At 65.1% G+C, this 26,171-nt stretch carries 21 protein-coding genes; 16 read left to right on the top strand and 5 right to left on the bottom strand.

From position 1 onward, the window contains the following. Positions 1-189: 189 nt before the first annotated feature. Genes WD184_01175 through WD184_01165 form a run of 3 tightly spaced genes read left to right on the top strand, consistent with a single transcriptional unit; the run spans position 190 to position 6,322 of the window. A complete protein-coding gene (locus WD184_01175) occupies positions 190-1,746 on the top strand; it encodes a class I SAM-dependent DNA methyltransferase (protein ID MEX0825361.1) in 1,557 nt (518 codons plus the stop codon). After that, on the top strand, positions 1,743-2,918 hold the full coding sequence (locus WD184_01170; GenBank protein MEX0825360.1) for a restriction endonuclease subunit S: 1,176 nt from the start codon (positions 1,743-1,745) through the stop codon (positions 2,916-2,918). Before WD184_01175 ends, WD184_01170 begins: the two co-directional genes overlap by 4 nt. Then, positions 2,915-6,322, top strand: coding sequence for a DEAD/DEAH box helicase family protein (locus tag WD184_01165; protein ID MEX0825359.1), 3,408 nt, complete (start codon positions 2,915-2,917; stop codon positions 6,320-6,322). Before WD184_01170 ends, WD184_01165 begins: the two co-directional genes overlap by 4 nt. Positions 6,323-6,417: 95 nt before the next feature. Here WD184_01165 and WD184_01160 read toward each other — a convergent pair whose 3' ends face one another. Both WD184_01160 and WD184_01155 read right to left on the bottom strand, forming a co-directional pair. Next, positions 6,418-6,987, bottom strand: a complete 570-nt coding sequence (locus WD184_01160) for a hypothetical protein (GenBank protein MEX0825358.1) — start codon at positions 6,985-6,987, stop codon at positions 6,418-6,420. Between the two features lie 122 nt (positions 6,988-7,109). Next, positions 7,110-7,448: a hypothetical protein gene (locus WD184_01155; protein MEX0825357.1), complete on the bottom strand. Its 339-nt coding sequence runs from the start codon at positions 7,446-7,448 to the stop codon at positions 7,110-7,112. 94 nt (positions 7,449-7,542) lie between these two features. Between WD184_01155 and WD184_01150 the strand changes: the two genes are divergently transcribed. The 3 genes from WD184_01150 to WD184_01140 all read left to right on the top strand — a co-directional run bounded on the left by WD184_01150 (position 7,543) and on the right by WD184_01140 (position 12,151). Next, positions 7,543-8,133, top strand: coding sequence for a sigma-70 family RNA polymerase sigma factor (locus WD184_01150; GenBank protein MEX0825356.1), 591 nt, complete (start codon positions 7,543-7,545; stop codon positions 8,131-8,133). Then, the gene (locus tag WD184_01145; protein MEX0825355.1) at positions 8,130-8,780 is read left to right on the top strand and encodes a hypothetical protein; all 651 of its coding nucleotides are present in this window, start codon (positions 8,130-8,132) and stop codon (positions 8,778-8,780) included. Before WD184_01150 ends, WD184_01145 begins: the two co-directional genes overlap by 4 nt. Before the next feature lie 179 nt (positions 8,781-8,959). Then, positions 8,960-12,151 carry a PQQ-binding-like beta-propeller repeat protein gene (locus WD184_01140; protein MEX0825354.1) on the top strand — a complete coding sequence of 1,064 codons (3,192 nt, stop codon included), beginning with the start codon at positions 8,960-8,962 and terminating at the stop codon, positions 12,149-12,151. A 71-nt stretch (positions 12,152-12,222) separates the two neighbouring features. Here WD184_01140 and WD184_01135 read toward each other — a convergent pair whose 3' ends face one another. Both WD184_01135 and WD184_01130 read right to left on the bottom strand, forming a co-directional pair. Beyond that, positions 12,223-13,539 (bottom strand): cyclic 2,3-diphosphoglycerate synthase, encoded by a 1,317-nt coding sequence (locus tag WD184_01135; protein ID MEX0825353.1) that lies wholly within the window; start codon positions 13,537-13,539, stop codon positions 12,223-12,225. 68 nt (positions 13,540-13,607) lie between these two features. Beyond that, entirely contained in the window at positions 13,608-14,135 is a 528-nt protein-coding gene (locus WD184_01130; GenBank protein MEX0825352.1) for a DUF5698 domain-containing protein, read from the bottom strand. A 121-nt stretch (positions 14,136-14,256) separates the two neighbouring features. Here WD184_01130 and WD184_01125 point away from each other — a divergent pair, with 121 nt between their 5' ends. The 3 genes from WD184_01125 to WD184_01115 all read left to right on the top strand — a co-directional run bounded on the left by WD184_01125 (position 14,257) and on the right by WD184_01115 (position 16,647). Beyond that, positions 14,257-15,243, top strand: a complete 987-nt coding sequence (locus tag WD184_01125; protein MEX0825351.1) for a ketoacyl-ACP synthase III — start codon at positions 14,257-14,259, stop codon at positions 15,241-15,243. Between the two features lie 39 nt (positions 15,244-15,282). Next, positions 15,283-16,122: a hypothetical protein gene (locus WD184_01120; protein ID MEX0825350.1), complete on the top strand. Its 840-nt coding sequence runs from the start codon at positions 15,283-15,285 to the stop codon at positions 16,120-16,122. 339 nt (positions 16,123-16,461) lie between these two features. Further along, positions 16,462-16,647: a hypothetical protein gene (locus WD184_01115; protein MEX0825349.1), complete on the top strand. Its 186-nt coding sequence runs from the start codon at positions 16,462-16,464 to the stop codon at positions 16,645-16,647. A gap of 45 nt (positions 16,648-16,692) precedes the next feature. On the opposite strand, the gene WD184_01110 is transcribed toward WD184_01115, so the two are convergent. Next, complete coding sequence (locus tag WD184_01110) at positions 16,693-17,169, bottom strand: GNAT family N-acetyltransferase (protein ID MEX0825348.1); 477 nt, start codon at positions 17,167-17,169, stop codon at positions 16,693-16,695. Between the two features lie 83 nt (positions 17,170-17,252). Between WD184_01110 and WD184_01105 the strand changes: the two genes are divergently transcribed. The 7 genes from WD184_01105 (at position 17,253) to WD184_01075 (ending at position 26,119) form a co-directional block, all read left to right on the top strand. Then, entirely contained in the window at positions 17,253-18,503 is a 1,251-nt protein-coding gene (locus WD184_01105; protein MEX0825347.1) for an aconitase X catalytic domain-containing protein, read from the top strand. After that, positions 18,500-18,901, top strand: a complete 402-nt coding sequence (locus tag WD184_01100) for a DUF126 domain-containing protein (GenBank protein MEX0825346.1) — start codon at positions 18,500-18,502, stop codon at positions 18,899-18,901. The genes WD184_01105 and WD184_01100 overlap by 4 nt, the downstream gene beginning before the upstream one ends. Before the next feature lie 175 nt (positions 18,902-19,076). Beyond that, positions 19,077-19,445 (top strand): hypothetical protein, encoded by a 369-nt coding sequence (locus WD184_01095; protein ID MEX0825345.1) that lies wholly within the window; start codon positions 19,077-19,079, stop codon positions 19,443-19,445. Between the two features lie 8 nt (positions 19,446-19,453). Beyond that, positions 19,454-20,404: an HAD family hydrolase gene (locus WD184_01090; GenBank protein ID MEX0825344.1), complete on the top strand. Its 951-nt coding sequence runs from the start codon at positions 19,454-19,456 to the stop codon at positions 20,402-20,404. A 126-nt stretch (positions 20,405-20,530) separates the two neighbouring features. Then, positions 20,531-21,295 carry an SDR family NAD(P)-dependent oxidoreductase gene (locus WD184_01085; GenBank protein ID MEX0825343.1) on the top strand — a complete coding sequence of 255 codons (765 nt, stop codon included), beginning with the start codon at positions 20,531-20,533 and terminating at the stop codon, positions 21,293-21,295. A 147-nt stretch (positions 21,296-21,442) separates the two neighbouring features. Continuing rightward, on the top strand, positions 21,443-23,740 hold the full coding sequence (locus tag WD184_01080; GenBank protein ID MEX0825342.1) for a PAS domain S-box protein: 2,298 nt from the start codon (positions 21,443-21,445) through the stop codon (positions 23,738-23,740). Between the two features lie 36 nt (positions 23,741-23,776). Continuing rightward, on the top strand, positions 23,777-26,119 hold the full coding sequence (locus WD184_01075; protein MEX0825341.1) for a glycerol-3-phosphate 1-O-acyltransferase: 2,343 nt from the start codon (positions 23,777-23,779) through the stop codon (positions 26,117-26,119). The last annotated feature ends 52 nt before the right edge of the window (positions 26,120-26,171 follow it).

Below are 26,171 nucleotides of genomic sequence, written 5' to 3'. Positions count from 1 at the left end.
GAAACGCGTTCCGGTGCCGAGGCTGAGGGTAGTGCGGGCCGATGGAGGGCTCTCGGCACGGTCATAATGCACGATTGGCGTCGCCGGCACCCGGAGTTTTCGAGCCAGGTGGCCAGCCTCAAGACGGCGTGATTTGGTGTTGGCGCGATGTAGAGGCAGAGGCAATGCCGGGGCGGAGGAGGCGACGACGTGATCACGGGGGATCTGAAGCAGAAGATCGACGCCGTCTGGAACGACTTCTGGTCGGGGGGCATCTCCAACCCCCTCGAGGTGATGGAACAACTCACCTACCTACTCTTCATCAAAGGTCTCGACGAGCGGCAGACCTTGGCTGAGAACAAGGCCAACCGGACTGGCGAGCCTCTCGATGATGTGATCTTTCCTGAGGGTAAGGAGTTCAAGCCCGACGGGATGGCAGAGGGCCGCCCCTACTCCGATCTGCGCTGGTCTCGCTTCAAGGATCTCGGCAACCCCCAGGATCTGTACCAACTCGTAGACAAGTATGTGTTCCCATTCCTGCAGGCCCGGGCTGCCAACAGCTCGCATGCCCGGCACATGGCCGGAGCTCGCCTGACCATTCCCACTCCGGCCCTGCTCCAAAAGGCAGTCGACGGGCTCGATGCGGTCCCCATGGCAGACCGCGACACCAAGGGCGATGTCTACGAGTACATGCTGTCCAAGATCGCCTCAGCCGGACAGAACGGGCAGTTCCGTACGCCCCGTCACATCATCCGATTGATGGTGGAGATGACGGCGCCGACTGTTACCGATTCGATCTGCGACCCAGCGTGTGGCACCTGTGGGTTCCTGGTCGCAGCGCGTGAATACATCGAGCGCACTGACCCGTCTGCCCTGACCGATCCCGAGAAGTCGAAGCACTTTCACAACGGGATGTTCCACGGGTACGACTTCGACAACACGATGCTGCGAATCGGGTCGATGAACATGCAACTCCACGGCGTCCAGAACCCGAAGGTCGAGTATCGGGACTCCCTGGCCGAGGATCACGCCGGCGATATCGAGGCGTATTCGCTGGTATTGGCTAACCCACCTTTTGCCGGGTCGCTCGACTACGAGAGCACTGCCAAGGATCTGCTCCAGGTGGTTAAGACCAAGAAGACCGAGCTGCTGTTTCTGGCGCTGTGCCTGCGCCTCCTCAAGCCGGGCGGACGGGCAGCGATCATCGTCCCCGACGGCGTGCTCTTCGGCTCGACCAAGGCCCACAAGGAGCTGCGTCGCATCCTGGTCGAGGACCAGAAACTCGACGGCATCGTTTCGCTTCCATCGGGCGTGTTCAAGCCGTATGCCGGGGTCTCCACCGCCATCCTGTTGTTCACCAAGACCGACTCAGGCGGCACCGACCATGTGTGGTTCTACGACCTCCAAGCCGACGGATACAGCCTTGACGACAAGCGCACCCCGCTGCTCCCGGAAGGCAAGCTCGGCGCCGTACCCGACGTGCCGCTGACCAAGGACGAGCACGCCCGCAACAACCTTCCCGATGCCCTCGCCCGATGGTTTGACCGCGACGAGTCGGAACGCGCCCGGGCACGCACCGACCAGTCATTCTGCGTCCCCAAGACCGACATCGTGGCCAACGACTACGACCTGAGCATCAACCGCTACAAGGAGATCGTGTACGACGGGATCGACTATCCGGCGCCGGTAGAGATCCTCGATGACTTGGCCGCGCTGGAAGGGGACATCAAAGAGGGACTTGACGAGCTCAGGGCGATGCTCGGATGACCCACCTGAAGGTGCCACTTCTGGATGTTGCTGATCTGGCGCCTGATCGGGTGCAGCCTTTTCAAGGTACCCGTCCGTACGTTGCCACCGGAGACCTTCACGATGACGGACGCCTGGAGTCCGCTTCAGTCACCTATGACCAGCGACCGAGTCGGGCAAACTTACAAGTCCGAGCTGGCGACGTCTGTCTGGCGCGGATGCGCGGCACAACGAAGGTCCGAGAGTTCAGTGCGAGCGACGAGTTGCTCATCCTCTCCACGGGATTCGTCATCTTGCGAGCGCGGGCGGGTCACTTGGAGCCCGCGTACTTGCGCAACTACCTGTTGAGTTGCGAGTTTCAAACTGCGAAGGACCGTCTATGCACCGGGGCCATACAGCCTGCAATAACCAACGGGGGCCTGGCCGAGCTTGAGATCCCGCTGCCGCCGATTGAGGAGCAGCGGCGGATTGCGGCGGTGTTGGACGCGGCAGATGCGCTCCGAGCCAAGCGCCGCCAAGCCATCGCCAAGCTCGACACCCTCACCGAGGCCATCTTCATCGACATGTTCGTCAAGGCCGGCACGAGTGAGTGGACTGTCTCCACCATCGACGAGCTGGCCGCTCCGACGAAGGGATCGATTCGGACCGGTCCATTCGGCAGCCAGCTTCTCCACTCGGAGTTCACGGACGCCGGCGTTGCCGTCCTTGGCATCGACAACGCCGTCCAGAACCGATTCGCGTGGGGAGAGCGACGCTACATCTCTCACGAGAAGTACGAGAATCTGAAGCGGTACACCGTGTTCCCGGGCGACGTACTCGTGACCATCATGGCGACGTGCGGGAGAGTTGCCGTTGTACCTGACGGCATACCGACTGCCATCAATACGAAGCACCTATGTTGCATAACCCTCGACCAGGGTCGGTGCCTTCCTGATTACCTTTGGGGTTGCTTGAGCATCCACCCCGACGTCCGCCGCCAGCTAGGAGCGACGCGGGGCGCTGTGATGCCGGGTCTCAACATGGGCATTATCGGCAGGGCTGAGATTCCGGTGCCTCCGCTTTCACTGCAAGGGTCCTTCGCCGGATCGAAGAGCTCGGTCGATCGGCGGGTGGCAGAGCTGCGTGATTCGGAGTCTCGGCTCGACACCCTGTTCGCCTCCCTCCAGCAGCGAGCTTTCCGAGGCGAGTTGTGAGCGAGTCGCAGTTCTCGTTTCTTCGGGCTGAGTTCCCTTCTGCCTTTGAGGCAGCCGAGAAGGCGGAGCGATATGCGCTGTCTGATCCGGGGGCGGCGGCGATCCATGCGCGGCGGGCGTTGGAGTCGGGCGTCAAGTGGGTGTACGCGCATGATGGGCAGCTGCCGCAGCCGTACGAGGCTGCCCTGAACGCGTACGTGAACGAGCCAGCATTCAAGGCGCTCGCCGATGGTCATGTGTTCCGTGTGGCGAAGAAGATTCAGCGCGCCGGGAATCGGGCGGTCCATGAGTCAAAGCCGCCGACGAGTCTTGAAGCGGTCGAGGTGGTGTCGGCGCTTTTCCAGTTCTGTTTCTGGTTGGCGTTCACCTACGGCCGTGCTCAGAAGCCGGACCACGGTCTTCGGTTCGACCCCAATCTCCTGAAGCCTGAGGAGGTCGGCCACTCCGCATCGTTGAAGGAGCGTCAGGAGCTCGAAGAACGGCTGGAGGCCGAGGCAGCCGACGCTGAGGAGGCAAGGCTGCGTCTGGCTGAGGCAGGTCGCACCATTGAGGATCTCGAAGCTGAGCGAGCGGCACTGATCGCCCAGATTGCTGCTGCAAAGAAGGCCGCGGCTGCGATTCCTGCGGAGGAGTTCGATTGGTCGGAGGCGGAGACCCGGCGCTTCAAGATCGATGCCCTGTTAACAGAGGCCGGATGGGGCCTCACCGATGCGCGGGACCGCGAGTTCGAGGTGCACGGCATGCCGTCGGCTTCGGGCATCGGCTACGTCGACTACGTCCTGTGGGGTGATGACGGTTTGCCGCTTGCGCTGATCGAGGCGAAGAAAACCTTGGTGAGCCCGCAAACTGGCCAGCAACAGGCCAAGCTCTATGCCGACTGTCTTGAGGCGACCACGGGCCAGCGCCCGGTGATCTTCTACTCCAACGGATATGACCACTGGCTGTGGGACGACACCTACTACCCACCACGGCCGGTCCAGGGCTTCTACACCAAGGACGAGTTGGCCCTGCTGGTGCAACGCCGCAAATCTCGAATCCCGCTCGCGGAGGTGGAGATCGACGGCAAGATCGTGGAGCGGTACTACCACCGCCGTGCTGTTCGGGCAGTGGCAGAGCACTTCGAAAATGATCGGCAGCGCAAGGCACTGATCGTCATGGCCACTGGTGCCGGCAAGACACGCAATGTGATTGCGTTGGCCGACCTACTGATGCGTGCCAACTGGGTGAAGCGTGTGCTGTTTCTCGCCGACCGCACAGCCCTGGTCAACCAGACCGTCAACGTCTTCAAGACCCAGTTGCCCCACTCGTCCGCTGTCAATCTGGTCACCGAGGGGGACCAGGACGGGCGGATCTACGTCTCGACGTATCAGACGATGATCGGGAAGATCGACGAGTACAAGCCCGACGGCACCCGCCGTTTCGGGGTCGGCCACTTCGATCTGGTGATCATCGACGAGGCCCACCGGTCGGTGTACCGCAAGTACAAGGGTATTTTCGATTACTTCGATTCTCTGCTCGTCGGCCTCACCGCCACCCCGAAGGACGAGGTCAGCAAGAACACTTACGACCTGTTCGACCTCGAGACAGGCGTCCCCACCGATGTGTACTCACTGGAACAGGCGATCGATGATGGATTCCTGGTTCCGCCTCAGGCGGTGTCGGTACCGCTGAAGTTCGTGCGGTCGGGAATCAAGTACGACGATCTCTCCGAGGACGAGAAGGACGAGTGGGACGAGTTGGACTGGGGCGAAGACGAGGACGGTAACGTGCTTGACCCCCCCGGCGAAGTGGGGGCCGCCCAACTCAACAAGTGGCTGTTCAACAAGGACACCGTCGACAAGGTGCTCAAACACCTGATGACCTTCGGTCTCAAGGTTGCCGGGGGCGATCGGCTTGGCAAGACCATCATCTTTGCAAAGAACCAGAAACACGCGGAGTTCATCTACGAGCGGTTCATCACCCACTTCCCGGCACTCGACAACGGCAACTTCGCCCGGGTTGTGACGCACAGCACCAAGTACGCGCAGAGCCTGATCGACGACTTCTCGATCAAGGAGAAGTCACCACATATCGCGATCTCGGTGGACATGCTCGACACCGGGATCGACGTACCTGAGTGCGTGAACCTCGTGTTCTTCAAACAGGTCAGATCAAAGACGAAGTTCTGGCAGATGATCGGTCGCGGAACGCGGTTGTGCCCCGATCTGTTCGGCCCGGGCCAGCACAAGACCGCCTTCAGCATTTTCGACTTTTGCCAGAACCTCGAGTACTTCAGCCATCCACTGGGGTCCGCGGAGACCGCTGTCGGGTTGCCTCTCAGTGTGCAGATCTTCAAGACCCGACTCGAGCTGATCCAGGCGCTGGACGCGCTTGGAGTCCACGACGACGAGCGATCTGTGTTGGCGAAGGTGCTCCGCGACAAGATCGCGTCGATGAACCCGGACAACTTTCTGGTGCGACCACACCTCGAACTCGTCGAACGGTTCCGCGAATCCGACGCATGGGAGACCATGTCGGTGGAGGATCTTGCCTCGCTGGCGGACTCGCTCGCCGATCTTCCCGACCAGCTCGACCCCGAGCACGAAGACGCCAAGCGGTTCGACGTCTTGGTCCTCAACGCGCAGCTCAGGCTCCTTCGAGGCGATCCATTCGAGCGCCAGAGGGGCATGGTCATGCGCATCGCAGGGCTGCTCGAAGACCAGCAGGCGATCCCGGTGATCGCCGAGCACTTGGAGTTGATCCTTGCGGTGCAGGAGGACGAGTGGTGGGTAGATGCCACCTACCCGATGCTCGAAGAAGTCAGGAAGCGGCTTCGACTTCTGGTCCCGCTGATCGAGAAGGCACGCAAGAACGTCGTGTACTCCGACTTCGACGACGCGATCGGTGAGGGCGACGAGGTTGCCATATTCGGAGCTGGAGGCGGTGCCGGTGGCAGCGGATTCGCCCAATTCGAGAAGAAGGTGCAGCACTATCTGAAGGAACACCTCGACACCCCAGCCGTAGTGAAGGTCCGCAACGGCGAGCCGATTGCCGCCGGAGACCTGGCACAACTCCAGCGGACCCTTCTCGAGGCGGGCCTGGGCGATGAGGAGCTGTTCGCCACGGCGGCTGAGCGAGTCGGAAGCTTCGGACTGTTCATCCGGTCACTGGTCGGGCTCGATCGCGCGGCCGCGAAGCGTGCGTTCGCGGACTTCCTCGATGAGGCCCAGTACACAAGAAACCAGATCGAGTTCGTCAACCTGATCATCAACTACCTCACTGAACACGGCTTCGTCGAGAAGCGCCGCATCTACGAGTCCCCCTTCACGGCCTACGCCCCAGAGGGCCCCGACGTTCTGTTCGGCGCCGACGACCTGGACCGACTCTTCGAGACAATCGACGAGTTCCTCAAGGTGGCCGCGTAGTTCTGCGATTCCAGCGGCCGATCCATGCTCTGTGTGAGTTTGGGTCTCCGCGATGGTCTTCCGAGGTGTAGCGCTCTACGTGTGAGGGTGCAACATCAATCGGTTCGTATCTGTGGATCCATCGCGTCGGGTGACGGTGCCGTGAGCCAGGACTGCCGACTGAACGACCAGTTGTCCTCGTACCTGGCGGCGATGGGTGTAGGCAGTGGATATCCAGACTCCGAAAGGGCAAGGCGAAACTGCCGCCGCGTGTTGTCTCTACGCTTCTCGTCGCCGCTCAGCCAAAGGGCGTGCTGCCCTCGGACATAGTGCGCCGTTACGTCGGACGGAACGACGAAGAACCGGAACGGCTCTGAACGTCGTGCCAGCACAAAGCAGTAGAAGAGCGAATTCGAGCCAGGGCTCTCATGCTTCCTGTCCATCAACCACACGAAGTTGTGGCCCCAGTACCCCCGAGTTCCTGTTGCGCCAGTCCCATCGGCGACCAAGTGCGTCTTCACTTCAAGCTGGTACATGTCGTTCGTGTCTGGGTCGGACACGAGGATGTCAACACCCTTGGTATTACCGAGTGTCAGGCCGCCGTCGATTCCGTTGATCGCGAGTTGGGATAGAACCGCGAACTCGCCCGCGAGGGCAATCGAGTTCGAGGACGGGCGGCTTGCCATGGGTCCTCCGTTTGCAGTCGGACCGGGAGCTTACGCGGGCCGCCTCGGCTGTCTGGAGGGGAGCGAAAGGTCCACGGTCGGCTTTGTCGGGCCTCCCGTGGACCTTTGCACCTCGAGCGCGCCTACCTCCGCGAGTAGTACCGGCGGCCTCCGCCAAGGAGGGATATGAGCAGCGACACGATTATCAGCAGACCCAGGATGAATCCGAAGGTGTAGTCGTTGCCGTTGCCGTCATCGAAGACTTCGACCGAGTTGTCGAACAACGAGGCGATTCCGGTGAACGGGGAGATGAAGCCGTCGAGCATCCCCTGCAGGAAGCCAGAAGCGTCCACCGAACCCCCGTCGCCGCCGTCGCCGATGGTGACGTCCACTTCGCCTTCCGCCGCACAGGCGCTCAGGCTGAACACGAGAATCAGGGGAATGAGTCCCGCGAGGACGCGTCGTATCGGGCTGCGGTTCATGTCGGTTCCTCCCATAAGATTTCCCCCTTCCCTACCCGGAAGTGACCTCGCTCAATCCCGGGAACCAAACTCGTTGTTTCGCACTCAAAGGAGGGTGAGCGACACGATCAGCGCGGCCCACTTTGAACGGGTCGAGAGATTCCGCGCCCTATACGACGGCGCCTATCCGCGCATCGTCGCCTATGTCGCCCGGCGGACTCGGTCGATGTCCGAGAGTGACGACATCGTCGCCGAGGTGTTCGCCACCGCCTGGCGCCGGCTCGATGACATCCCGACCGATGAGCGTGCCACCCCGTGGTTCTACGGCGTGGCCCGGCGCACGCTGGCGAACCATTACCGCTCGGCCGATCGCCGGGACCGCCTGCACGACCGGCTCTGCGAGCAGTCGGCGGGATCTGATGGCGGATTCGAGCTGGTCCACGAGGCCCTCGACCGCTTGAAGCCGGACGACCGGGAGATCCTCACCCTCAACGTGTGGGATGACCTCGACTCGCCCGAGATCGCCATGGTGCTGGGCATTCCGCCCACGACTGCGGCGGTTCGGCTGCACCGAGCCAAGAAGCGCTTCGCCCGCGAATGGGAGCGTCGCGGGACAAGAAATCCGAATCAGGTGAAATCCGAGGGTGCCATCCGCACACCTGGAGTGGTGAATGGCACAGAGTTGGGAGAGGTGACACGGGAATGAGCAGACAAGGTTTCGAGGGAGATCCCATCGAGCAACTGCGTCGCGCCGACCCGCTCAACCGGCTGGAGGTGCCGAACGACACCAGTGGGGCCCAGGCAAGGGCCCTCTTCCAGGAGGTTACGAGCATGGATGTGATGGAACAGGAGCCGATCAGGAGACAGCGAGCGTGGGCGCGCCCCGTCGCTTTCGCCGCATCGGCAGCGGCAGTCGTCGCGATGGCGGTGGGCGCTTACGCGGTGTTCGGGCAGGACGAGACTCCCGAGGAAGTCGTCGTCGGCGCAGCGCTGGGCGGTGGCGCCCAGATGTGCATTCAGTACGAGGATGCGATCCTCCTCGGTCTGGATGTGGCCTTCGACGGCACACTGGTCTCGGTGGAGACGATTCCCGGCAGCGGTGACATCGATTTCCCCCAGAACCTGGCGACCTTCGAGGTCCACAAGTGGTTCAAGGGCGGCGAGGGCGACACGATCACTCTCGACGCCGGGATCCTGGTCGACGACGGGTCGATCGCCCTGGTAGGCACCCAGCTCGAAGTGGGTGAGCGGTATCTGATCTCAGGTGAGGATGGCTTCGTGTGGGCCTGCGGCTACTCGTATAGCTACGACACCGAGGTGGCGCAGCATTGGGCCGAGCTCTTCGGGGGCTGAACCCAAGGCTGATTGAAGGGGCGGGCTTATCCCCGCCCCTTCATCGCGCCCGCTCCAGCGAGGCCGGCGAATCAGTAATGTCCCCATGATCGTCGTGAGCCTCTCGGACCAAAGGGGTGGGCAAGTTGGCCAATGTCAGTCGTGACCTGAGGGCGCTCGCGCGCCTCTCACCCCGCCCGTTGAGACCCGAAGAAGCGGCGGCGGCACTCGGCGTCGAAGTTGGTTCGATCGTCGATGAGGGTGAGCTTCTGGTAGCCAGCGAACAGCTCGAATTCCGTGACGGCGGATTCGCCCCTGGCTCGCAGGCCGACGACAGCGATGCATCAGCGGTTCGCGACGGCCAACTGGCGGCGTCCCTTGCCGAAGTGATCGCGGCCCGCGGGGGTAGCCCGGCCGACATCGGCCGCTTGTATGCGACCGGCGGACGCTGGCAGGAGGCGCGCGATCCCCTCGCCTCTGCGGCGCTGGCTGCGGGCGCCGATCCGCGGGCGGCTGCCGACCTGGCGGGCCTTGCACTCGATGCCCAAGGACACGCCCCCGGGCTCGATCGGCCTACTCAGGGGAAGCTCCACCTCATCCGCGCCCGGCATCTTCGTTCCACCGGACGCTCGCACGATGCCATGCAAGACCTCGAGTTGGCCGTCCGCTGGCTCGAAGGACTGGAGCGAGTGGATGCTCTGCGCTTTACGACGGTGGTTGCCGACGACCTCCAGGAGTCCCAGCGCGCCGAGACCTACGCCGCCCTGGGCGAGGGCGAGGCGTGGGCCGCCGGCACCCCCGCCGAGGCGGGGTCGATGCTCACCTTGCGCGGTCGAGTACTGAGCCGCATCGGTTTCCCCCGCGAGTCGGACCGGGTCCTCGAGACCGGACTCGAAATCCTGACCAAGTATGGGAATGAGAGCCAGCGGTTCACCGGGCGTGTCAATCGCGCTTGGGTCCAGCTCGATCGTGGCGAGGCACGAGACGCCGAGACCAGCTTCGACCGGCTCCGCGGCGAGGCCCTCGAACTCGAAGGACCCTTTTCCCACGCCGACAAAGAGGTCTACTGGGCGAGAGCCGCTTTTGCCTCAGGGCACCCCAAGGGGGCATTGGAAGCAGTAGGGCGCGCCGAGGCGTCCGCTTACGACTTGGGCGCCCCGGTCATCTCGTTCCTCGCCGCGATCGCCCGCGCCGAAGGAGCCTTGTACTTCGAGAGGTGCGAGGAGGCCTTGGGGTCTGCCGACCGGGTCCTGCAGTACGCCTTGTCTGACCTTCCCGCGTGGGAGAACCGCGCCAGGATTCTCCGCGCTCGGGCGCTCACCGGGCTCGGGCGACTCGACGAGGCGTCCGCCGAAGCCGGTGCCGCCCTGGCAGTGACCCCTGAAGGTGTCGACGGTCTTCGGCTGCGCAAGGAGATCGAGGTCGTCCGACTTCTCGCCCTGCCGAAGGATGCGCCGTGGCCGAAGAAGGCCGTCGAAGATCTGACCGACGAGTTGCTCCAGGCAAGGTGGAACCTCCCGTCCGTCGAGCTGATGATCGAGCGCTCGAAGCGGGAGAAGGATCCCGAGCTCGCCCTCTCCGCTGCGGGCCTGGCCATCGACCTGGGACTGCCGACGGTGGCCATCCGGGCCGCCGATGCCGCTTCGCTGTGGTCCGACCCCGGTGGCCAGGCGGTCGCCTTTGCCGCCCAAGGGGTTATGCACCACTTGCCCGAGTCTTGGGCAAACGAGTGGACCTCACTGCCTCATGTCGCTGCCGCTCTGCGCGTGGAGGTCGTCGACGACCAGGCCGCGGCCGACACCCTCACCGCCCAGTGGGCCCAGGTCGTGACGGAGGCGGGACTGGCCGGATACGAGGTGCTCAGCCCTGCCCAACGTCGCGCCCAGGGCCTGGTGCGCCGGCGTCAGGTGACGTCGTGGGCCCGGCGAATCACCACGGCTGCGGCGGTAGTCGCGCTGGCCGGTGCCGTCAGTTTCACGATGGTGACCCTCTTTGCCCCCGAGTCGACGACTCCGGAGGCGGCTTCGACCACCGAAGGCACTACGACCACGACCACGCTTGCACTCGAGGACCGCCGTCTCGCCGCGCCGGAGAATCGGTTCCTCGGCAGCTGGATCTACGGCGTCGACAACGGTCGATCCGGGGTCAGCCCGGCGGCCAGAGGGGTCGGTACTGCGGAAGGTGCCTACTGGACCTTCCCCACCGCCGATCCGATCGTGGCTTCGCCCATCACCTTCGGACAATGGACGTTCATCGCCAGTTCTGACAACACGCTGTATGCCCTCGACATGACCGACGGCTCGGAGCTGTGGAACTTCTCGGCCGGTGACGCCCTGCGGGCCACCCCCGCGGTGGGCGGGGTGGCCGAGGGGGGAGTCGGCGGCCAGGGCGGTGCCCGCACGATCATCGCGTTCGGCGACGCCAGTGGGACCGTCTATTTCCGCGACGCGCTGGTCGCCGGCACTGGACCCTTCTGGGAGGTACCCACCAACGGGAGCATCGTCGGCGCTCCCGTGATGGTGGATTCCCGAGTGATCGTTGCGTCGAGCCGGCCGAACTCCGCCGAGATCATCTCCATGCTGCCGCTCAGCCGGGAGATCGAGTGGACCTTCTCCGAGTTCGAAGGCGATGCGATGGGGCCGGTGCGTGCTGCGCCGGCCTACCACGAGGGCATCGTCTACGTGACGACGAGGGGCTCACAAGGTCGCCTGTACCTGATCAACGCAGAAACGGGCGAGGGGATCTGCGAGTCGGCCGCTCTGGGGAACATCGACTACAGCCCGATCATCTCGGGGGGCGTCGTCTATATAGCCACCGCCGAGGGCCAGGTGTACCCGCGTAACCTCGGTGACTGCGATCGAGGCCCGGCCAACCGTGGGTTCGTCTACCAGTTCACTGGCGGGGTGTCGGCCACCCCGGTCATCGTGGGTGATCTGCTCCTCGTGCCCAACGGTCCGAGCCTGGTCGCGATCGACCTGAACAACAACGACCCGGAGGCGTTCGAGTGGATCTTCCACTCCGGGGCGTTGATTCAGTCGGCGCCGATCGTCGCCGGCGACACGGTGTACTTCGGCAACAACGCGGGCACGGTGTTCGCCCTCGCCCTCAACCCCGAAGATCCCGCCGGCGAGGTGTTCTGGAGGTGGCACACGAGCAACGCCATCGTGTCGTCGGTGGCCGTGCTCGACGGGGTCGTGTTCGTCACCGGCACCGATGGCGTGGTCTACGCCATCGGCGGGTCGCTGGAACGGTCGGCGGTGTCGGGTGGGGCGACGACGACCACCACCGTCGCCGGTGCCACCACGACCACCGACCCGAACGCGACCACCACGACGCGGGAGCCGGTGGTGACCACGATCATCCCACCGACGGGGGTCGGCGGCGCTCAGTAGGTCACCGCATCACGTTGGTGAGCCCGAAGTCCGCCAGGTGTTGTTCGACCCGGTCGATTCCTCGATGGAGGTCAGCCGAGCAGGGGCTTGAGCACCTCTTCCAGGGTGGGGCCCTTCACCTCGACCAGGTCATAGAAGACCCTGACGCTGGGAACCTCGAGGTCGAGGACCCGGGCGAGGTCGATCGGGGTTCCGATCACGATCACATCGGCGTCCTTGGCTGCCGCGTGGATCGTCTCTCGGAGTTCCATCCGCTGCTTGTCTCCGTAACCCATCGCCGGCAACACGTCGGCGAGGTGGGTGTACGTCTCGAACATCGTGGCGATCGAACCGACCGCGTACTTGCGCGGATCGATGATCGCGGACGCCCCATGTCGCTTCGCCGCGATGAGCCCGGCGCCAAAACCCATGTCGCCGTGGGTGGTGGTTGGGCCGTCTTCGATGACGAGCGCCCGCTTGCCCTTGATCGTCGAGGGGTCGTCCACCCGCACTTGCGATTCGGCCTCGATGACGGTGGCGTCGGGATTGGCATACGCGATGTTCCGGCGAACGGTTTCCAGGTCCTCGGGCTTGGCCGAGTCCACCTTGTTGATCACGATCACGTTGGCGCGACGCAGGTTCGCCTCACCCGGCCAGTACCGCAGTTCGTGTCCGGCCCGATGCGGGTCGAGCACGCAGATGTCGATGTTCGGGGCGATGAACGGCGTGTCGTTGTTGCCGCCATCCCAAAGGATGATCTCGGCCTCGGCCTCGGCTGCCTCGAGGATGGCCGCGTAATCGGCGCCGGCGAATACCACCGCGCCGTCGAGGAGGTAGGGCTCGTACTCCTCGCGCTCTTCGATCGTTGCCTCGGCCTTGTCGAGGTCGGCAAAGGTCTCGAACCGCTGCAGACGCTGCTTGACCAGGTTCCCGTAAGGCATCGGGTGTCGGATGGCGGCAGCGGTCTTGCCTGATGCAGCGACGATTCCCCGGATCTTGCGGCTGGTCTGGCTCTTCCCCGACCCGGTGCGAGCGGCAGTCACCGATATCACGGGCTTCTTGGAGTGGAGCATCGTCTCGCCGCCCGGCATGTGATAGGCCGCCCCGCTGGCCACCGAGCGCGCCGCGAGGTGCATCACATGCTCATGGGAGACGTCGGAGTAGGAGAAGACGACGAGATCGACCTTGTGATCTGTGATCAGCTTCTCCAGGTCCTCCTCCGGATGGATCGCGACCCCATTGGGGTACAGCTTGCCGGCGAGCTCAGTCGGGTACTTCCGCCCGGCGATGTCGGGGATCTGGGTGGCGGTGAATGCGATGACCTCGAACTCGGGGTTGTCGCGGTAGAGGACGTTGAAGTTGTGAAAGTCCCTGCCTGCGGCCCCGAGAATGACGACGCGAGTCGGCATGTTCCTCCTGTACGTGGATGCTAGATGCTACGACCCCCAGAGTCGGACCGCATCCGTCCGCCGGCCGGCTACTTCCTGACCGTGCTGGCGCGATATCGCCGCGCCACCTCGGCGATCCGGATGTCTTCGATGGTCACGAACGCCGCCGGGTTGGTGGTGTGGATGATCCCCATGGCCAGCCTTGCCTGGCGGCGGGGGAGCACCAGGAACGTCACTCGCACCTCACCGTCGCGGCCCTCGGCATTGACGACGGTGACCGCGTACCCCCTCTCCCGTAGGGCGGGGGCGACCGCGGGCGAGTCGATGGGGGCGACGATACGAATGAATGCGGTGCCCATCGCCAACCAGCGCTCGATGTAGCCGCCGAGCAGGGTGCCGGCGGCGAATCCCGCGGCAAACGCGACGATACGCACCGGGTTGTCGAGGTTGGTGAACACGATCGCGGCCGCGCTCACCCAGAACAGCGATTCGAAGAACCCGAGCACTGCAGCCAGCACGATGCGGCCGCGCATGAGCGTGACGATGCGGACACTGGCGATCGACACATCGCCGATGCGCAAGAGGAAGATCCCGAGAGAGGTGAGTGCGAGTTCCATTCGGCTGACCGGGTCACATTCTCCCCCGCTCCCGCGGCCATTCCGAATCCGTGCTCGCGCGCCGGACCGCGCGGCCTTCGATGGCGGCGTAACGTGTCCAGGAGAAGCCGAAAGAGGTGTAGTGACCAGTCGCATCGGTCTGCTGGGTTTCGGTTCGTACACCCCCACGCGAGTCATGACCAATGACGACTGGTCGAAGCTCGTCGATACCGATGATGCCTGGATCACCGAGCGCACTGGCATCAAGGAGCGCCGTTACGCCGCCGACGACGAGACGACCCTCGACCTCGCCGCCGCCGCCGCCGACAAGGCGCTGGCCGATGCTGGTCTGGCGGCGACCGATCTCGACGAGATAATCGTGGCGTCCGATACCCCCGAGGTGTACACGCCGGACACCGCCGCATTCCTCCAGCACCGCCTCGGCGCTCGTGAGGTCCCGGCCTTCGACCTCGGAGGGAGTGGCTGCGCCGGCTTCGTACTCGGGCTCGACGTGGCGAAGTCGCGGGTGATGACCGGGGCCGACCGCGTGTTGGTGGTGGGGGTCGAGCTCATCTCCCGGCTGATGGACTGGGAGGATCGGAACACCTGTGTCCTGTTCGGAGACGCCGCCGGGGCGGTCGTGGTCGGCCGGGGCGACATCAAAGCCGAACTGATCGGGGCGAATTCGGGTACCGATGGAAGCCGTGCCGGGATCCTCACCCTCGAGACCGGGGGGACCCGGCGCCCCTTCACCACCGCGGAAGCGGAGAAGGGTGGCCAGCACGACATCGTGATGAACGGCCGTGAGGTCTTCCGCGAGGCCGTGCGCCGGATGACCGCCTCGACCGAGAGTCTGCTCGAGAAGATCGGCAAGTCACTGGACGACGTGGCCCTGGTGATTCCGCACCAGGCGAACCTGCGGATCCTCGAAGCAGTGCGATCCCGGCTCGGGTTGGCCGAGGATCGGATGTTCGTGAACGTCGATCGCTTCGGCAACACCGGCTCGGCATCGGTGCCCCTTGCCCTGGCGCAGGCGCGTGAGGAGAGCCGCATCGGCGCCGGCGACCTGGTCATCCTCACCGCTTTCGGCGCCGGGTTCCATTGGGCCGCGGCCGCGCTGCAATTCTGACCGAGCCCCGGAGCGCGGCTCGGCGGCTTACGATTAGGCATGCCTGACAACGAATGGGGGGGCCGCTATCTCGGGTGGGGGTTCACCGCGCTCGGCATCGCCGGCATCGTTGTCGGGGTCGCGGTGGTCGTGCTCGGCTTCGTGGTGCTGGGCCTGACCGACGATGTTGGTGACGGCACCGCCATCGTCGCCGACGTCCTCGAGTCCACCGCCGAAGGCATCGATACGGCCCAGTCGATTCTTTCCGCCGCCGACGAAGGCCTTGCTTCCGTCGATGAGGGGATGGACGACTTCCGCAACGGCCTGATCGACTTCGAGACGGCGCTCACCGACATGTCCGGAGTCATCGGCGTAGACCTTGCGGACAGCTTCGACGCGCTACAGGGGTCGTTTCCGGGTCTGATCGAGGTCGCCGACGTGCTCGACCGCACCATCGAGGCACTGGCGATATTCGGGATCGGCTTCGACTCCGAGATGACGCTGGGTGAGGCGTTCCGGCAGATGGACCTCTCACTGGCGGAGGTTCCCGAGAGCCTGCGTGAGCAGGGACGGCTCCTCGATGAGGGGCGCACGAACCTGGTTGCGGTACGGGAAAGCCTCGACCAGATCGAGGCGAGCCTCGGTCAGATGCAGGCGGAGTTCGCCGAGGCGGCGGTCCTCTTCGAGGAATACCGGGTGGGGGTGGACGAGGCCCGCGGCACGGTGGGAAGGGCCGAGAGTGATTTCGACCGCTGGCGACCGATCGCCGGGTGGGTGTTGGTGGTCGCCGGCGCGCTGATGGTGCTGTGGCAGGGGGTGCCCCTGTACCTGGGGGCGAGAATCCGCCACGCCCCTGAAAATGAAGAACCGGGAGGCACTTCGGCGTCATCGCCGCCGTGAGGGACCAGCTCACGGGCCTCCCGATTCCGGTGGTCCAGGTTGGAGTCGCCACGTCCGGGTTCAGCACCCGGGAGCGGCCACCCCGTGGCCGCTCAGCGCCCGACCACCTCCGGAGTCCTGCGAATACTGTCAATCACGTGTGGACCACCTCCTTTCTCCGTGGCGGAATTGTGCCATAAGAGAGGGCTTTCTGCTGCCGGCCGGCCCATGTCGTCCGGGCGGCCTTCCGCCCTCCGCCTTCCGCAAGAGTCCCCAGACCCCTTCGGACCCGTTCACCCCTTTGCTCATTGCGCCTCCGGCCACTTTGAACAACTTGCTGGTTCATGGCATCGTTAGGGCGTGAGCCAACACTCGATCTCGAAGTTGACTGGGGGCCGACCCCGCAAGACGTACGGGGGACAGCGGGTGTGCATCCACCAGGGCTGCACCACGCGGATCTCGTCGTACAACAAGAACGAACTCTGCTGGACCCATTTCCAGCCGGTACCCCGGCCCGCCCGCATTCCGCAGCCCACCAAGAGCTGACAACCCGACTGGTCGAATCAATCCGAGACGTCGCGGCGCCCGGCGTCAGCCGATCTTCCAGGACCGCTCGAGCGGCGGAACCTCGGCATAGAGGGTGTATTGCGGGCCCTCGGCCGGGTCCTCGATCGGAGGGCCGGATCGGGCGAAGCCCATGCGCTCGAAGAAGCCGTAGGCCCCAACTCGGGCAGTGCACCAGATGATCACCCCTGAGTTGGTGGACACGTGCTCCAGGCACCGCTCGAGCATCCACGCCCCCACTCCACGGCCCCGGTGGCCGTGTTCGACGGCAATGTCACGGACACGCCATGCCGCCCCGGTGCTGTGAGATCCCGGCATCGGCTGGGGATGTACCGATGCGATTCCGACCAGCACCCCATCCTTGAAGGCGCCGACATGGAGTGCCACCGGCTGATGGTCGGCCTCGTAGTCGACCGCGCCGGGCGGCTGGGTGGGATGGAGCAGCGCCCGCCGCAGCGGCCGCGCCTCGGCGGCCTCGATCCGCTGGATCTCGTAGTCACTCACATTCGTGGACGGTAGTGAGTCAGTTAGGTGGCAGGTGGCAGGTCACTGCTGGGCCATACTCCCGACATGCTTGATCTGACCACATGCTCAGGCTGACGGATACCGACCAAGCCATGCTCGGCGGGGAGCGGGGCGACGCGGTCGCTCTCGCCATGCGGATCCTGGTCAGGATGGCGGAGGCTGCGAGGGCCTCCCGGATGATCGACGTCACCGGTGCCCACATCGACTCGTGCCTGTATCACGGCGAGGCAGGGCTCGACTTCGCCGAACGACTCTCGGCGAGCGGCGGCCGGGTAGTGGTTCCCACCACGCTCAACGTTTCCTCGCTGGACCTGCTGCACCCCGCATTGTTCAGAGGGGACGGGTTGCTCGCCGAACGCGGTCGGCGCCTGATGCGGGTCTATGTATCGATGGGGGGCAGACCGACCTTCACCTGCGCCCCCTATCAGTCGACCCGTCCGGCGCAGGGCGAGCACATCGCTTGGGCGGAGTCGAACGCGATCGTCTTCGCCAACTCGGTGCTCGGGGCGCGCACCGATCGGTATGGCGACTTCATCGACATCTGCGCCGCCATCACCGGCCGGGTGCCGGAAGCGGGTCTCCACCTCGACGAGCACCGCAGGGCGGAGGCGGTCTTCCGCATCGCGGCGCTTCCCGAACGCGTCTGCGACAGCGAATTGCTCTATCCGATCCTCGGCCACCTGGTGGGACGAATGACGGGGAGCCTGCTGCCCGCGATCGTCGGCCTCCCCTCCGACGCCCCCGAGGACGGGTTGAAGGCTCTCGGAGCCGCCGCCGCCTCATCGGGCGGAGTGGCGATGTTCCATGCCGTCGGTCGCACGCCCGAAGCTCCCACGCTCGATGCCGCCCTCGGTGGTGGAACCCCGAAACTCGAGGTCGACATCGACCTGGCAATGCTGCGGGAGGCGCGAAACGATCTGTCGACCGCCACCGAAGGACCGCTCGCCGCGGTGAGTGTCGGCACTCCGCACTTCTCGCTCGCCGAGTTCGAGCGGCTCGCCCCGCTCGTCGTCGGGGAACGGTTCGTTGTCGACTTCTTCGTGAACACCAGCCGTGACGTTCTCGCCCAAGCGGCGGCCGCTGGCCTGGTGACCCCCTTGCGGGATGCCGGCGTGGAGATCGTCACCGACACTTGTACCTACATCACGCCGATCCTTCGCGACGCCACCGGTGTGGTCATGACCAATTCGGGCAAATGGGCCTACTACGCGCCGGGAAACCTCGGAGTCGAAGTGGCATTCGGCAGCCTCGAGGAGTGCGTGGCGTCCGCGGCTGCCGGGACGATCAAACGCGACGAGTCGGTGTGGGCATGAGCACCCGCAGCCTGCTTCCTGGCGTCGCCTCGGGCCTTGCGCTCGTGCTCGACGAGCCGCTTTCGATGTGGGGAGGCCTCGACCCGGGTACGGGAGCAATCATCGACGCCCGCCATCCCCAGCTCAGCGAGGTGGTCACCGGGCGGGTGCTGGTGATGCCCGGAGGCCGGGGATCATCGTCGTCCTCCAGCGTTCTGGCCGAGGCGATCCGCCTCGGCACCTCTCCGGCGGCGATCGTCCTGTCCATCCCCGACGACATCGTGCTGGTCGGCGCCATCGTCGCCGAGGAGCTCTACGGGATCACCTGCCCGGTCGTCGTTGTCGACCGGGCGCTGTTCGATCGACTCAAGACGGGAATGGAGCTGGAAGTTACGGAGACCGGAGTCTTTGGGATCTAGGGAAGTCTCCAGTCTCCAGTCTCCAGTCTCCAGTAAGAGGGGATCTAGGAGTGAAGCGTGACCTTCGTGGTTCTTGACTCTTGACTCTTGACTCTTGGTTCTTGACTCTTGACTCTTGACTCTTGGCTCTCTTATCGAACTACACTGGTGTAAGCAACGAACGAGGGGATGGGCAGTGGTTCTCACAGCAACCGATCGCTCCCACCAGATGGCTGCAACCACCGCCGCCTCGATTCACCTCCACTATGAGGGATCTGTGATCGAGACGCCGTTGGCAGCCTTCCTCGGCGAACCCGCCCTCGACGGGGTAGCGGTCCTTGCTCCGGAGCGCGGCCTGGTCGAATGGTTCCCCAGCGATTCACAGGAGCTGGCGGCGCTGGCGGCCCCCTCCCGGGTGACTTCCTGCGATTGGGCGATCACCGTGATCGTCCCTGCGGCGCGGATGGGCGAGGCGCATCGCGAATTGCGCGGTACTCCGCTCACCCTGCAGCCGTGGTGGCCCGACGGTGAGAGCGTGAGGTTCGGGGGCCCCGAAGTACCCTGACGGGTGCCATGCCGGTACCCCTGTTCACCCAAACGGTCATCGCCTTCCTGTGGGACTTCGATCGCACGCTCATCCCGGGCAATCAGCAGGAAGTGCTGTTCGATGAGTACGGCGTCGATGAGCCGACTTTCTGGGCGGAAGTCGACGGGCTGGTCGAGTTCCATGCGAAGCGAGGCGAAATCGTCGCCCGCGACATTGCCTATTTGCTCCACATCCTGTCCTATGTCGAGTCGGGGGTGTTTTCCGGCCTCACCAACGCCAAGCTGAAAGAGCTCGGTAGCCATCTCACCCCCGCTCCGGGCATGCCCGACTTCCTCACTGCGACCAGGGAGCGAATCGCCACCGATCCGCGATACATGGCCGACGGCATCACGGTCGAGCATTACGTCGTGTCGACCGGTATCCGTCCGATGATCGAGGGAAGCCCGCTCGCTTCTCACCTCGATGGGATCTGGGCCAACAGCTTCATCGAACGCCAGGCGCCACCCGGCTACCGCGAGAGACTCGACGTCGATGCGGCCAAGGCGGCGATCAGCCACGTCTCGTACATGATCGACAACACCTCGAAGACCCGGGCCCTCTTCGAGATCAACAAGGGCGTGAACAAGAACCCCACGATCGATGTGAACAACCGCATGGGTCAGGAGCAGCGTCGGGTCCCGATTCGCAACATGATCTACATCGCCGACGGTCCTAGCGATGTGCCTTCCTTCTCGATCGTGAACGAGCGTGGCGGAAAGACGCTCGGTGTCTACACCACGGAGCCCAGGAACAACTTCCGTGGAGTACGCGAACTGCAGGAGCAGGGACGAATCCAGGGCATGGCGGAAGCTGACTTCCGCGAAGGCCGGGCCGCCTACCTGTGGCTGATGGATTCGCTGGAACAGATCGCCGAGGGCATCCTCGAAGACCGGGGCCGGGCGTTCGCGGACATTCCTCGGCCGCCAGGGCACGTGTAGGAAGCCTCGCTGCGCTCGGCAGCCCCGGCCCCTGCCACCGCCCCAGCCAGACGCGTCGGACCGCCGGGTATCGTGTCTGGCCGGGGCTGGAGCTGGAGCCTGGAGCCGGATACGGGAGGATTCCATATGAAACTCGATGGATTGCGAGCCCTTATCACCGGCGGGGCCTCCGGGCTCGGCGGGGCCACCGCCCGGTGGCTGGCAGCTCGCGGTGCCTCGGTGAGTGTGCTCGATCTCGAGTCTTCCAGTGGCGCATCGGTCGCCGCTGAACTCGGCGGAGTGTTCGTCGCCGCCGATGTCACTTCGCCGGCGGATGTCGAGGCTGCGGTGGCCCACGCCGGCGAGGCGTTGGGTGGTCTCGACCTGTGTGTCAATGCGGCGGGGGTGGCGCCCGCTCATCGGGTGATCACGCGCGACGGCGACCTTTTCCCGCTCGAGCTCTTCGAGTTCGTGATCCGGGTGAACCTGATCGGCTCGTTCGACGTGGCTCGTCGCGCCGCCAAGGTGATGGCCGCCAACCAGCCGAATCAGGATGGCGAGCGAGGCGTGATCGTCAATGTCGCTTCGATCGCCGCCTTCGAGGGGCAGATCGGTCAGGCGGCCTACTCCGCCTCGAAGGGCGGCATCGCCGCGATGACCCTCCCGCTTGCCCGGGACCTGGCGTCGCAGGGGATCCGGGTGATGACCATCGCTCCGGGGATCATGGACACCCCGCTGCTCGATGCGGCCAGTCCCGATCTCAAAGAGCAGCTTGCCCAGATCCACGTGTTCCCCAAGCGCCTGGGTAACCCCGATGAATTCGCCGCCCTGGTGGCGCACATCGTCGAGAACCCCCTCTTGAACGGAGAGGTGATCCGGCTCGACGCCGGTGCCCGTATGGGCCCGAAGTAGCGCGTCGGGCCAATCCGTCGTTCAGTCGCCCTGGTTGCACGCCGATAAGCCTGAAGCAATCGGGAGTTAGCCACGGTCGTCAGCGCCTCTAAGAGGACGGCAGGCTCGGCGCTGAGCCGGGCCGAGCCGATCGCGGTCGCCTTGTTCGTGGCGAATGCCGCATGGGTCTGGGCCGCTCGGGATACCGGTGTCTGGGAGTGGTCCCTGGCCGGGATCCTCCTGGTTCTCGGCGCTCTCGCCGCGGTAGGCCTGGTACAGCGCGATCCGGAGATCGCCCTCATCCGAACCGCCCTTGCGGCCGGCACTCTGGTTCTCGTCTCCGAACAGTTCTCGGGAGCCTCATCGCTCAGCTTTGTCATCTGGCTCGGAGTGTTCTCCGCGGTGATGCCCTTCTCACTGGCACGGCGCCACTCGAGGTTCGCTCCCATCATCGTGGCGGTTTCGTACACCGCGGTGGCCCACCTGGGGCTCGCCCGGGTTCCGCTCGAAGACGCCGCGGTCAACTCACTGGTGTTTCTCGCCGTAGGCCTCGCTTCGTATATCGTCGCCCATCCGGTCCTCAAACTCCGCGCCGAGCGGGACAATGTCGTCGACCGGCTGATCCGGGCCGAGGGCACCCTGCACGCCGCGTTCAACACGACCCAGGTGGCGATGGCGGTGGTGGACCTCCAGGGGGTCATTCGTCGCGTCAACCACGCCATGTGCCAGCTGACGGGCACCGAAGAGTCGGGTCTGGTCGGCTACCCGTGGCTGGCGACCGTCCACCAGGAGGACCGAGCCGAGCAGGCCGCGCTGTTCGACACCCTGGTCGCCGGGCTGACGGTGAGCATCCAGCAGGAGTGCCGGTTCGGAGCCGGTGAGGGCGCCGCCCACGGTGTAGTCGGGATGTCGATGATCGACGAGGGCGATCAGCCGGGATTCGTGTTCGTGAACGTCGCCGACATCTCGGCGCGCGTTCGCGGCGAGGCGCTGCTCCGCCAGAGCGAGGATCACTACCGCAGCTTGTTCGACCTATCGCCCGTGCCCATGTGGGAACTCGACCTGAGCGCAGTGGTCGATGTGTTGACGACCCACGGTGTGGCACACGACGCCGGTGCGGTCGATCAGTTGCTCGGCGAAGTGGCGGTTCGCAGCGTCAACGAGGCGGGGAAACGGTTGATCGGGCTGCGCGACTCTCCCGACGGCTGGCCGATGCCTTCACTCGATGCCGCCGCCGGGGGACGCTCGGCGTTCACCGGGCTGGTCGAAGGAATCCGGCGGGGGGAGCGACAATCCGAATGGAGCGCGGCTGTCTCCGACCTCGCCGGCCTGGAGCATGTCGGCACGATGCGGTCGCTGGTTCCGGTGATTGGCGTTCGTCCCGATTACAGGGGGGTCCTGGCGGCCTTTGTGGACGCCACCGAGCAGCAGAGGGCCGAGCATGCGCTGCGGCGTATCGAACAGCGGCTCCGCACGGTGATGGCGGGCGCGCCGATTCTGCTGTTCGCCGTCGACGCCAACGGGGTGTTCACCCACTCTGAGGGTCACGCACTCGAGGCGCTCGGCGAGGCGGCCGGTGAGGCGGTGGGCCGATCCATCTTCGAGATGCGGCGCGACTCGGCGTCGGTGATCCGCAATATGCGGCGCGCTCTCGCCGGCGAGACCTTCACCGCGACCGATGAGATCGGGTCCATGGTGCTCGAGACCCGCTACAGCCCGACCCGCGAGGGCGGCAGTGTCGTTGGGGTGATCGGGGTGTCTTACGACGTCACCGATCGAGTGCGAGCCACCGAGCAACTGCGGGAGTTGGTCAGGTCCAAGGACCAGTTCGTGGCGATCGTGAGCCACGAACTGCGGACACCCCTCACTGCGGTCGTCGGGTTCGCCAACGAGCTCAGGGGCCGTGCTCCCTCAATGGAACGGGATGAGATCGAAGCCTTCGTCGACCTCATCGATGAGCAGGCCACCGAGGTGGGCGACCTGGTCGAGGACCTGCTGGTGGCGTCGCGTGCTGACCACGGCCAGGTGCCGGTGGACCGGGTGGCGTTCGAATTGTGGGACCAGGTGGACTCCGTCCTGCGGGGGCGGCGCATTGGCAAGCTGGTCGACCTCCAACGCACTGGAGAGGTCAAGGTGTTGGCCGACCCGATTCGCGTCCGTCAGGTCGTGAGGAATCTGCTGACCAACGCCGACCGATACGGGGGTGACCGGATCGTGGTGCGGGCGCGGAACGTCAACGACATGTGGCTGCTCGATGTGTGCGACGATGGTCCCGGAGTGCCCGAGTCGCACCGCGACCACATCTTCGAGCCCTACCAGCGGGCTCACCAGGTGGAAGGGCGCACCGACTCTGTGGGCCTCGGCCTCACTGTGTCGCGGCATCTTGCCCGGCTGATGGAGGGCGAACTCACCTACGCGCGGGCCGGCGAGTGGAGTGTCTTCTCGCTCGCGTTGCCCGGCGTCTGACCGTCCGGTCCAGCGAACGCCTCGTACACTCGCGCGATGTCTCTCCACGCCGTCCCGCCGCCGGGAGACACCCCATGGCCGGACCCCGGGGGACGACCCATATGGTTCCTCGTCGACGCTTCCGGTCCGGTGGAGCGCCGGCTGATAGACCAATGGCTACAGACCCACCGACCACCCGGCGGGGATAGCCGAGCCGTGGTTGTTCCGACCTCCCGGCGCCGCTCCCGAAGAGGTGTCGAAGCGTTGCAGCGGGCGATAGACGAAGCCGACGATCCGCTGCTGGTACCGGTGCGGGTGGCCTGGCTGTCGCCACTGCGGGGACGTCGCGTCCCCCGGCTGCTCGACCTGGTGACCCTCGGAGATCCGCGGGATCCCAATCGGCTGTTGCAGCGGCTGATCGTGTGGCTCCGCCCTGACCGAGCTCGAGTGATCACCGGTGAACCGGCTCCACTGGCCGACTTGCGGCGTCAGTGGGTGGAGGCGCGAGTGGGGCGGCCGGATGGAGATGGATTCGCCGAATTCGTTGCCCTGCGAGGCGCCCTTGCCCTGGAGGTCGCCGAGCGGAGGATGCATGGCAACCGTTACAAGGTGCCGCGGTTCCTCCGCGAGGACCTCGTCACCCGGGCATCGTTCCAGGCGGGGCTGCGCGACCTGGCGCGCCGGGCCGGGGAGGACGTCGAGGAGCTCGCCCGCCGGTCGGTTCGCTACCTCGATGAGATCGCCGCCACGCCCAGCACCTTCGTCATCGACCTGGTTGCCGCGCTGATCAGGCTCGTCTACACGCAGGGATATGACCAGCGGATCGTCTATGACGAGCAGGCGCTCGCCCGTTTGGAGGAACTCGGCCGACAGCACTCGCTGGCATATCTCCCGAGCCACAAGTCGAACATGGACCATCTGGCGCTGACCTATGTGCTTTATGAGAACGGGATGCCGCCCAACCACGCCGCGGGTGGCATCAACATGAACTTCTTCCCCATCGGACCGCTGCTGCGGCACCATGGGATCTTCTTCATCCGGCGGGCCTTCAAGGACAACGAGTCCTACAAGTTCGTGCTGAAGCAGTACGTCGACTATCTGCTCTCCAAGCGCTTTCCGCTCGAGTGGTACCTGGAAGGTGGCCGGAGCCGTAGTGGGAAGCTCCGCGAGCCCAAGTACGGGATGCTCGCCTATGTCGCCGATTCATGGCGCCGCGGGTCCTGCGAGGACGTCGTGCTGGTACCCACCTCGATCGCCTACGACCAGATTCAAGATGTGGGGGCACACGCCGCAGAGCAGCGCGGCGCAGCGAAGGAGAAGGAGTCCTTCGGATGGATGGTGCGCGTCCTGCGAAGCATGCGCCGGCGCTACGGGCGGATCTATGTCAATTTCGGCGAGCCCATCTCGCTGGCAGCGACCCTCGATCCTTACGAGCCGGGAACGACGCCGGATCCCGAGGCGTCGCACCTCGAGGTCGCCAAACTCGCCTTCGAGGTGGCGGTGCGCATCAATCGGGTGACTCCGATCACACCGATCTCGCTGGTCACGCTGGCGCTGCTCGGTGCAGGCGACCGGGCACTCACGGTCGACGAAACCCATGACTCGCTGCGGGAATTCGCCGCGTTCGTCGAGCGGCGCGGGCTGCCGGTAACGGAAAGGCTCGATTCCGGCGATGCGGAATCGGTGCGGCGCGCTCTCGACGCGCTCGCCGCCCACGATGTGATCCGAAAGGTCGAGGGGGGAACTGCGACCGTCTACGCGGTGGGGCCTGAGCAGGCGTTGAAGGCGGCGTACTACCGCAACACCATCGTCCATTTCTTCATCACCACCGCCATCGCCGAGATGGCCGTGGTGGCGGCCGCCGAGGACGAGCCGGCGCCGATCGAGTCGTTCTGGGATGAGGTGCGGGCACTTCGGGACATGCTCAAGTTCGAGTTCTTCTTCTCGGAGCGGGAGGCATTCCGTGCGGAGATCGCCGCGGACCTCGACGGCCACGCTCCCGGTTGGCGGGAGGCACTGACGACCGGTGACCGCAAATCGGTGCTGCGGGCCATCCGTCCCAACGCGGCCCACTGGGTGCTCCGTCCGATTTTCGAGTCGTATCTCCTGGTGGCTGACGCGCTGGTAGAGGCCGACTACCGGCGCGACGTCGACAGGAAGGCGCTGGTCAAGACCTGTCTCGTCCTCGGGGAGCAGTACCGGCTTCAGAAGCGGATCGCCAGCGCTGAGGCGATCTCGACCGTGCTGTTCGAACACGCCATCAGCCTCGCCGACAACCGCGGCCTGCTGGCCGGCGGAGGACCAGAGCGCCTCAGCCAACGCGAAACCTTCGCCGCGGAACTCAGACGGCGCGTGGAACACCTGAACCAGGTCGAACAGATCGCTCGAGGGGCCGGCTGACCCCAGTTCTGGCTTATCGCCTATCGCGGGCCTCGCAAAGCGAGGCCCCATC

The organism is Acidimicrobiia bacterium (genome assembly GCA_040878325.1).
GTDB lineage: Bacteria > Actinomycetota > Acidimicrobiia > Spongiisociales > UBA11373 > JAUYIV01.
This window is presented reverse-complemented; position numbering and strand designations above follow the sequence as displayed.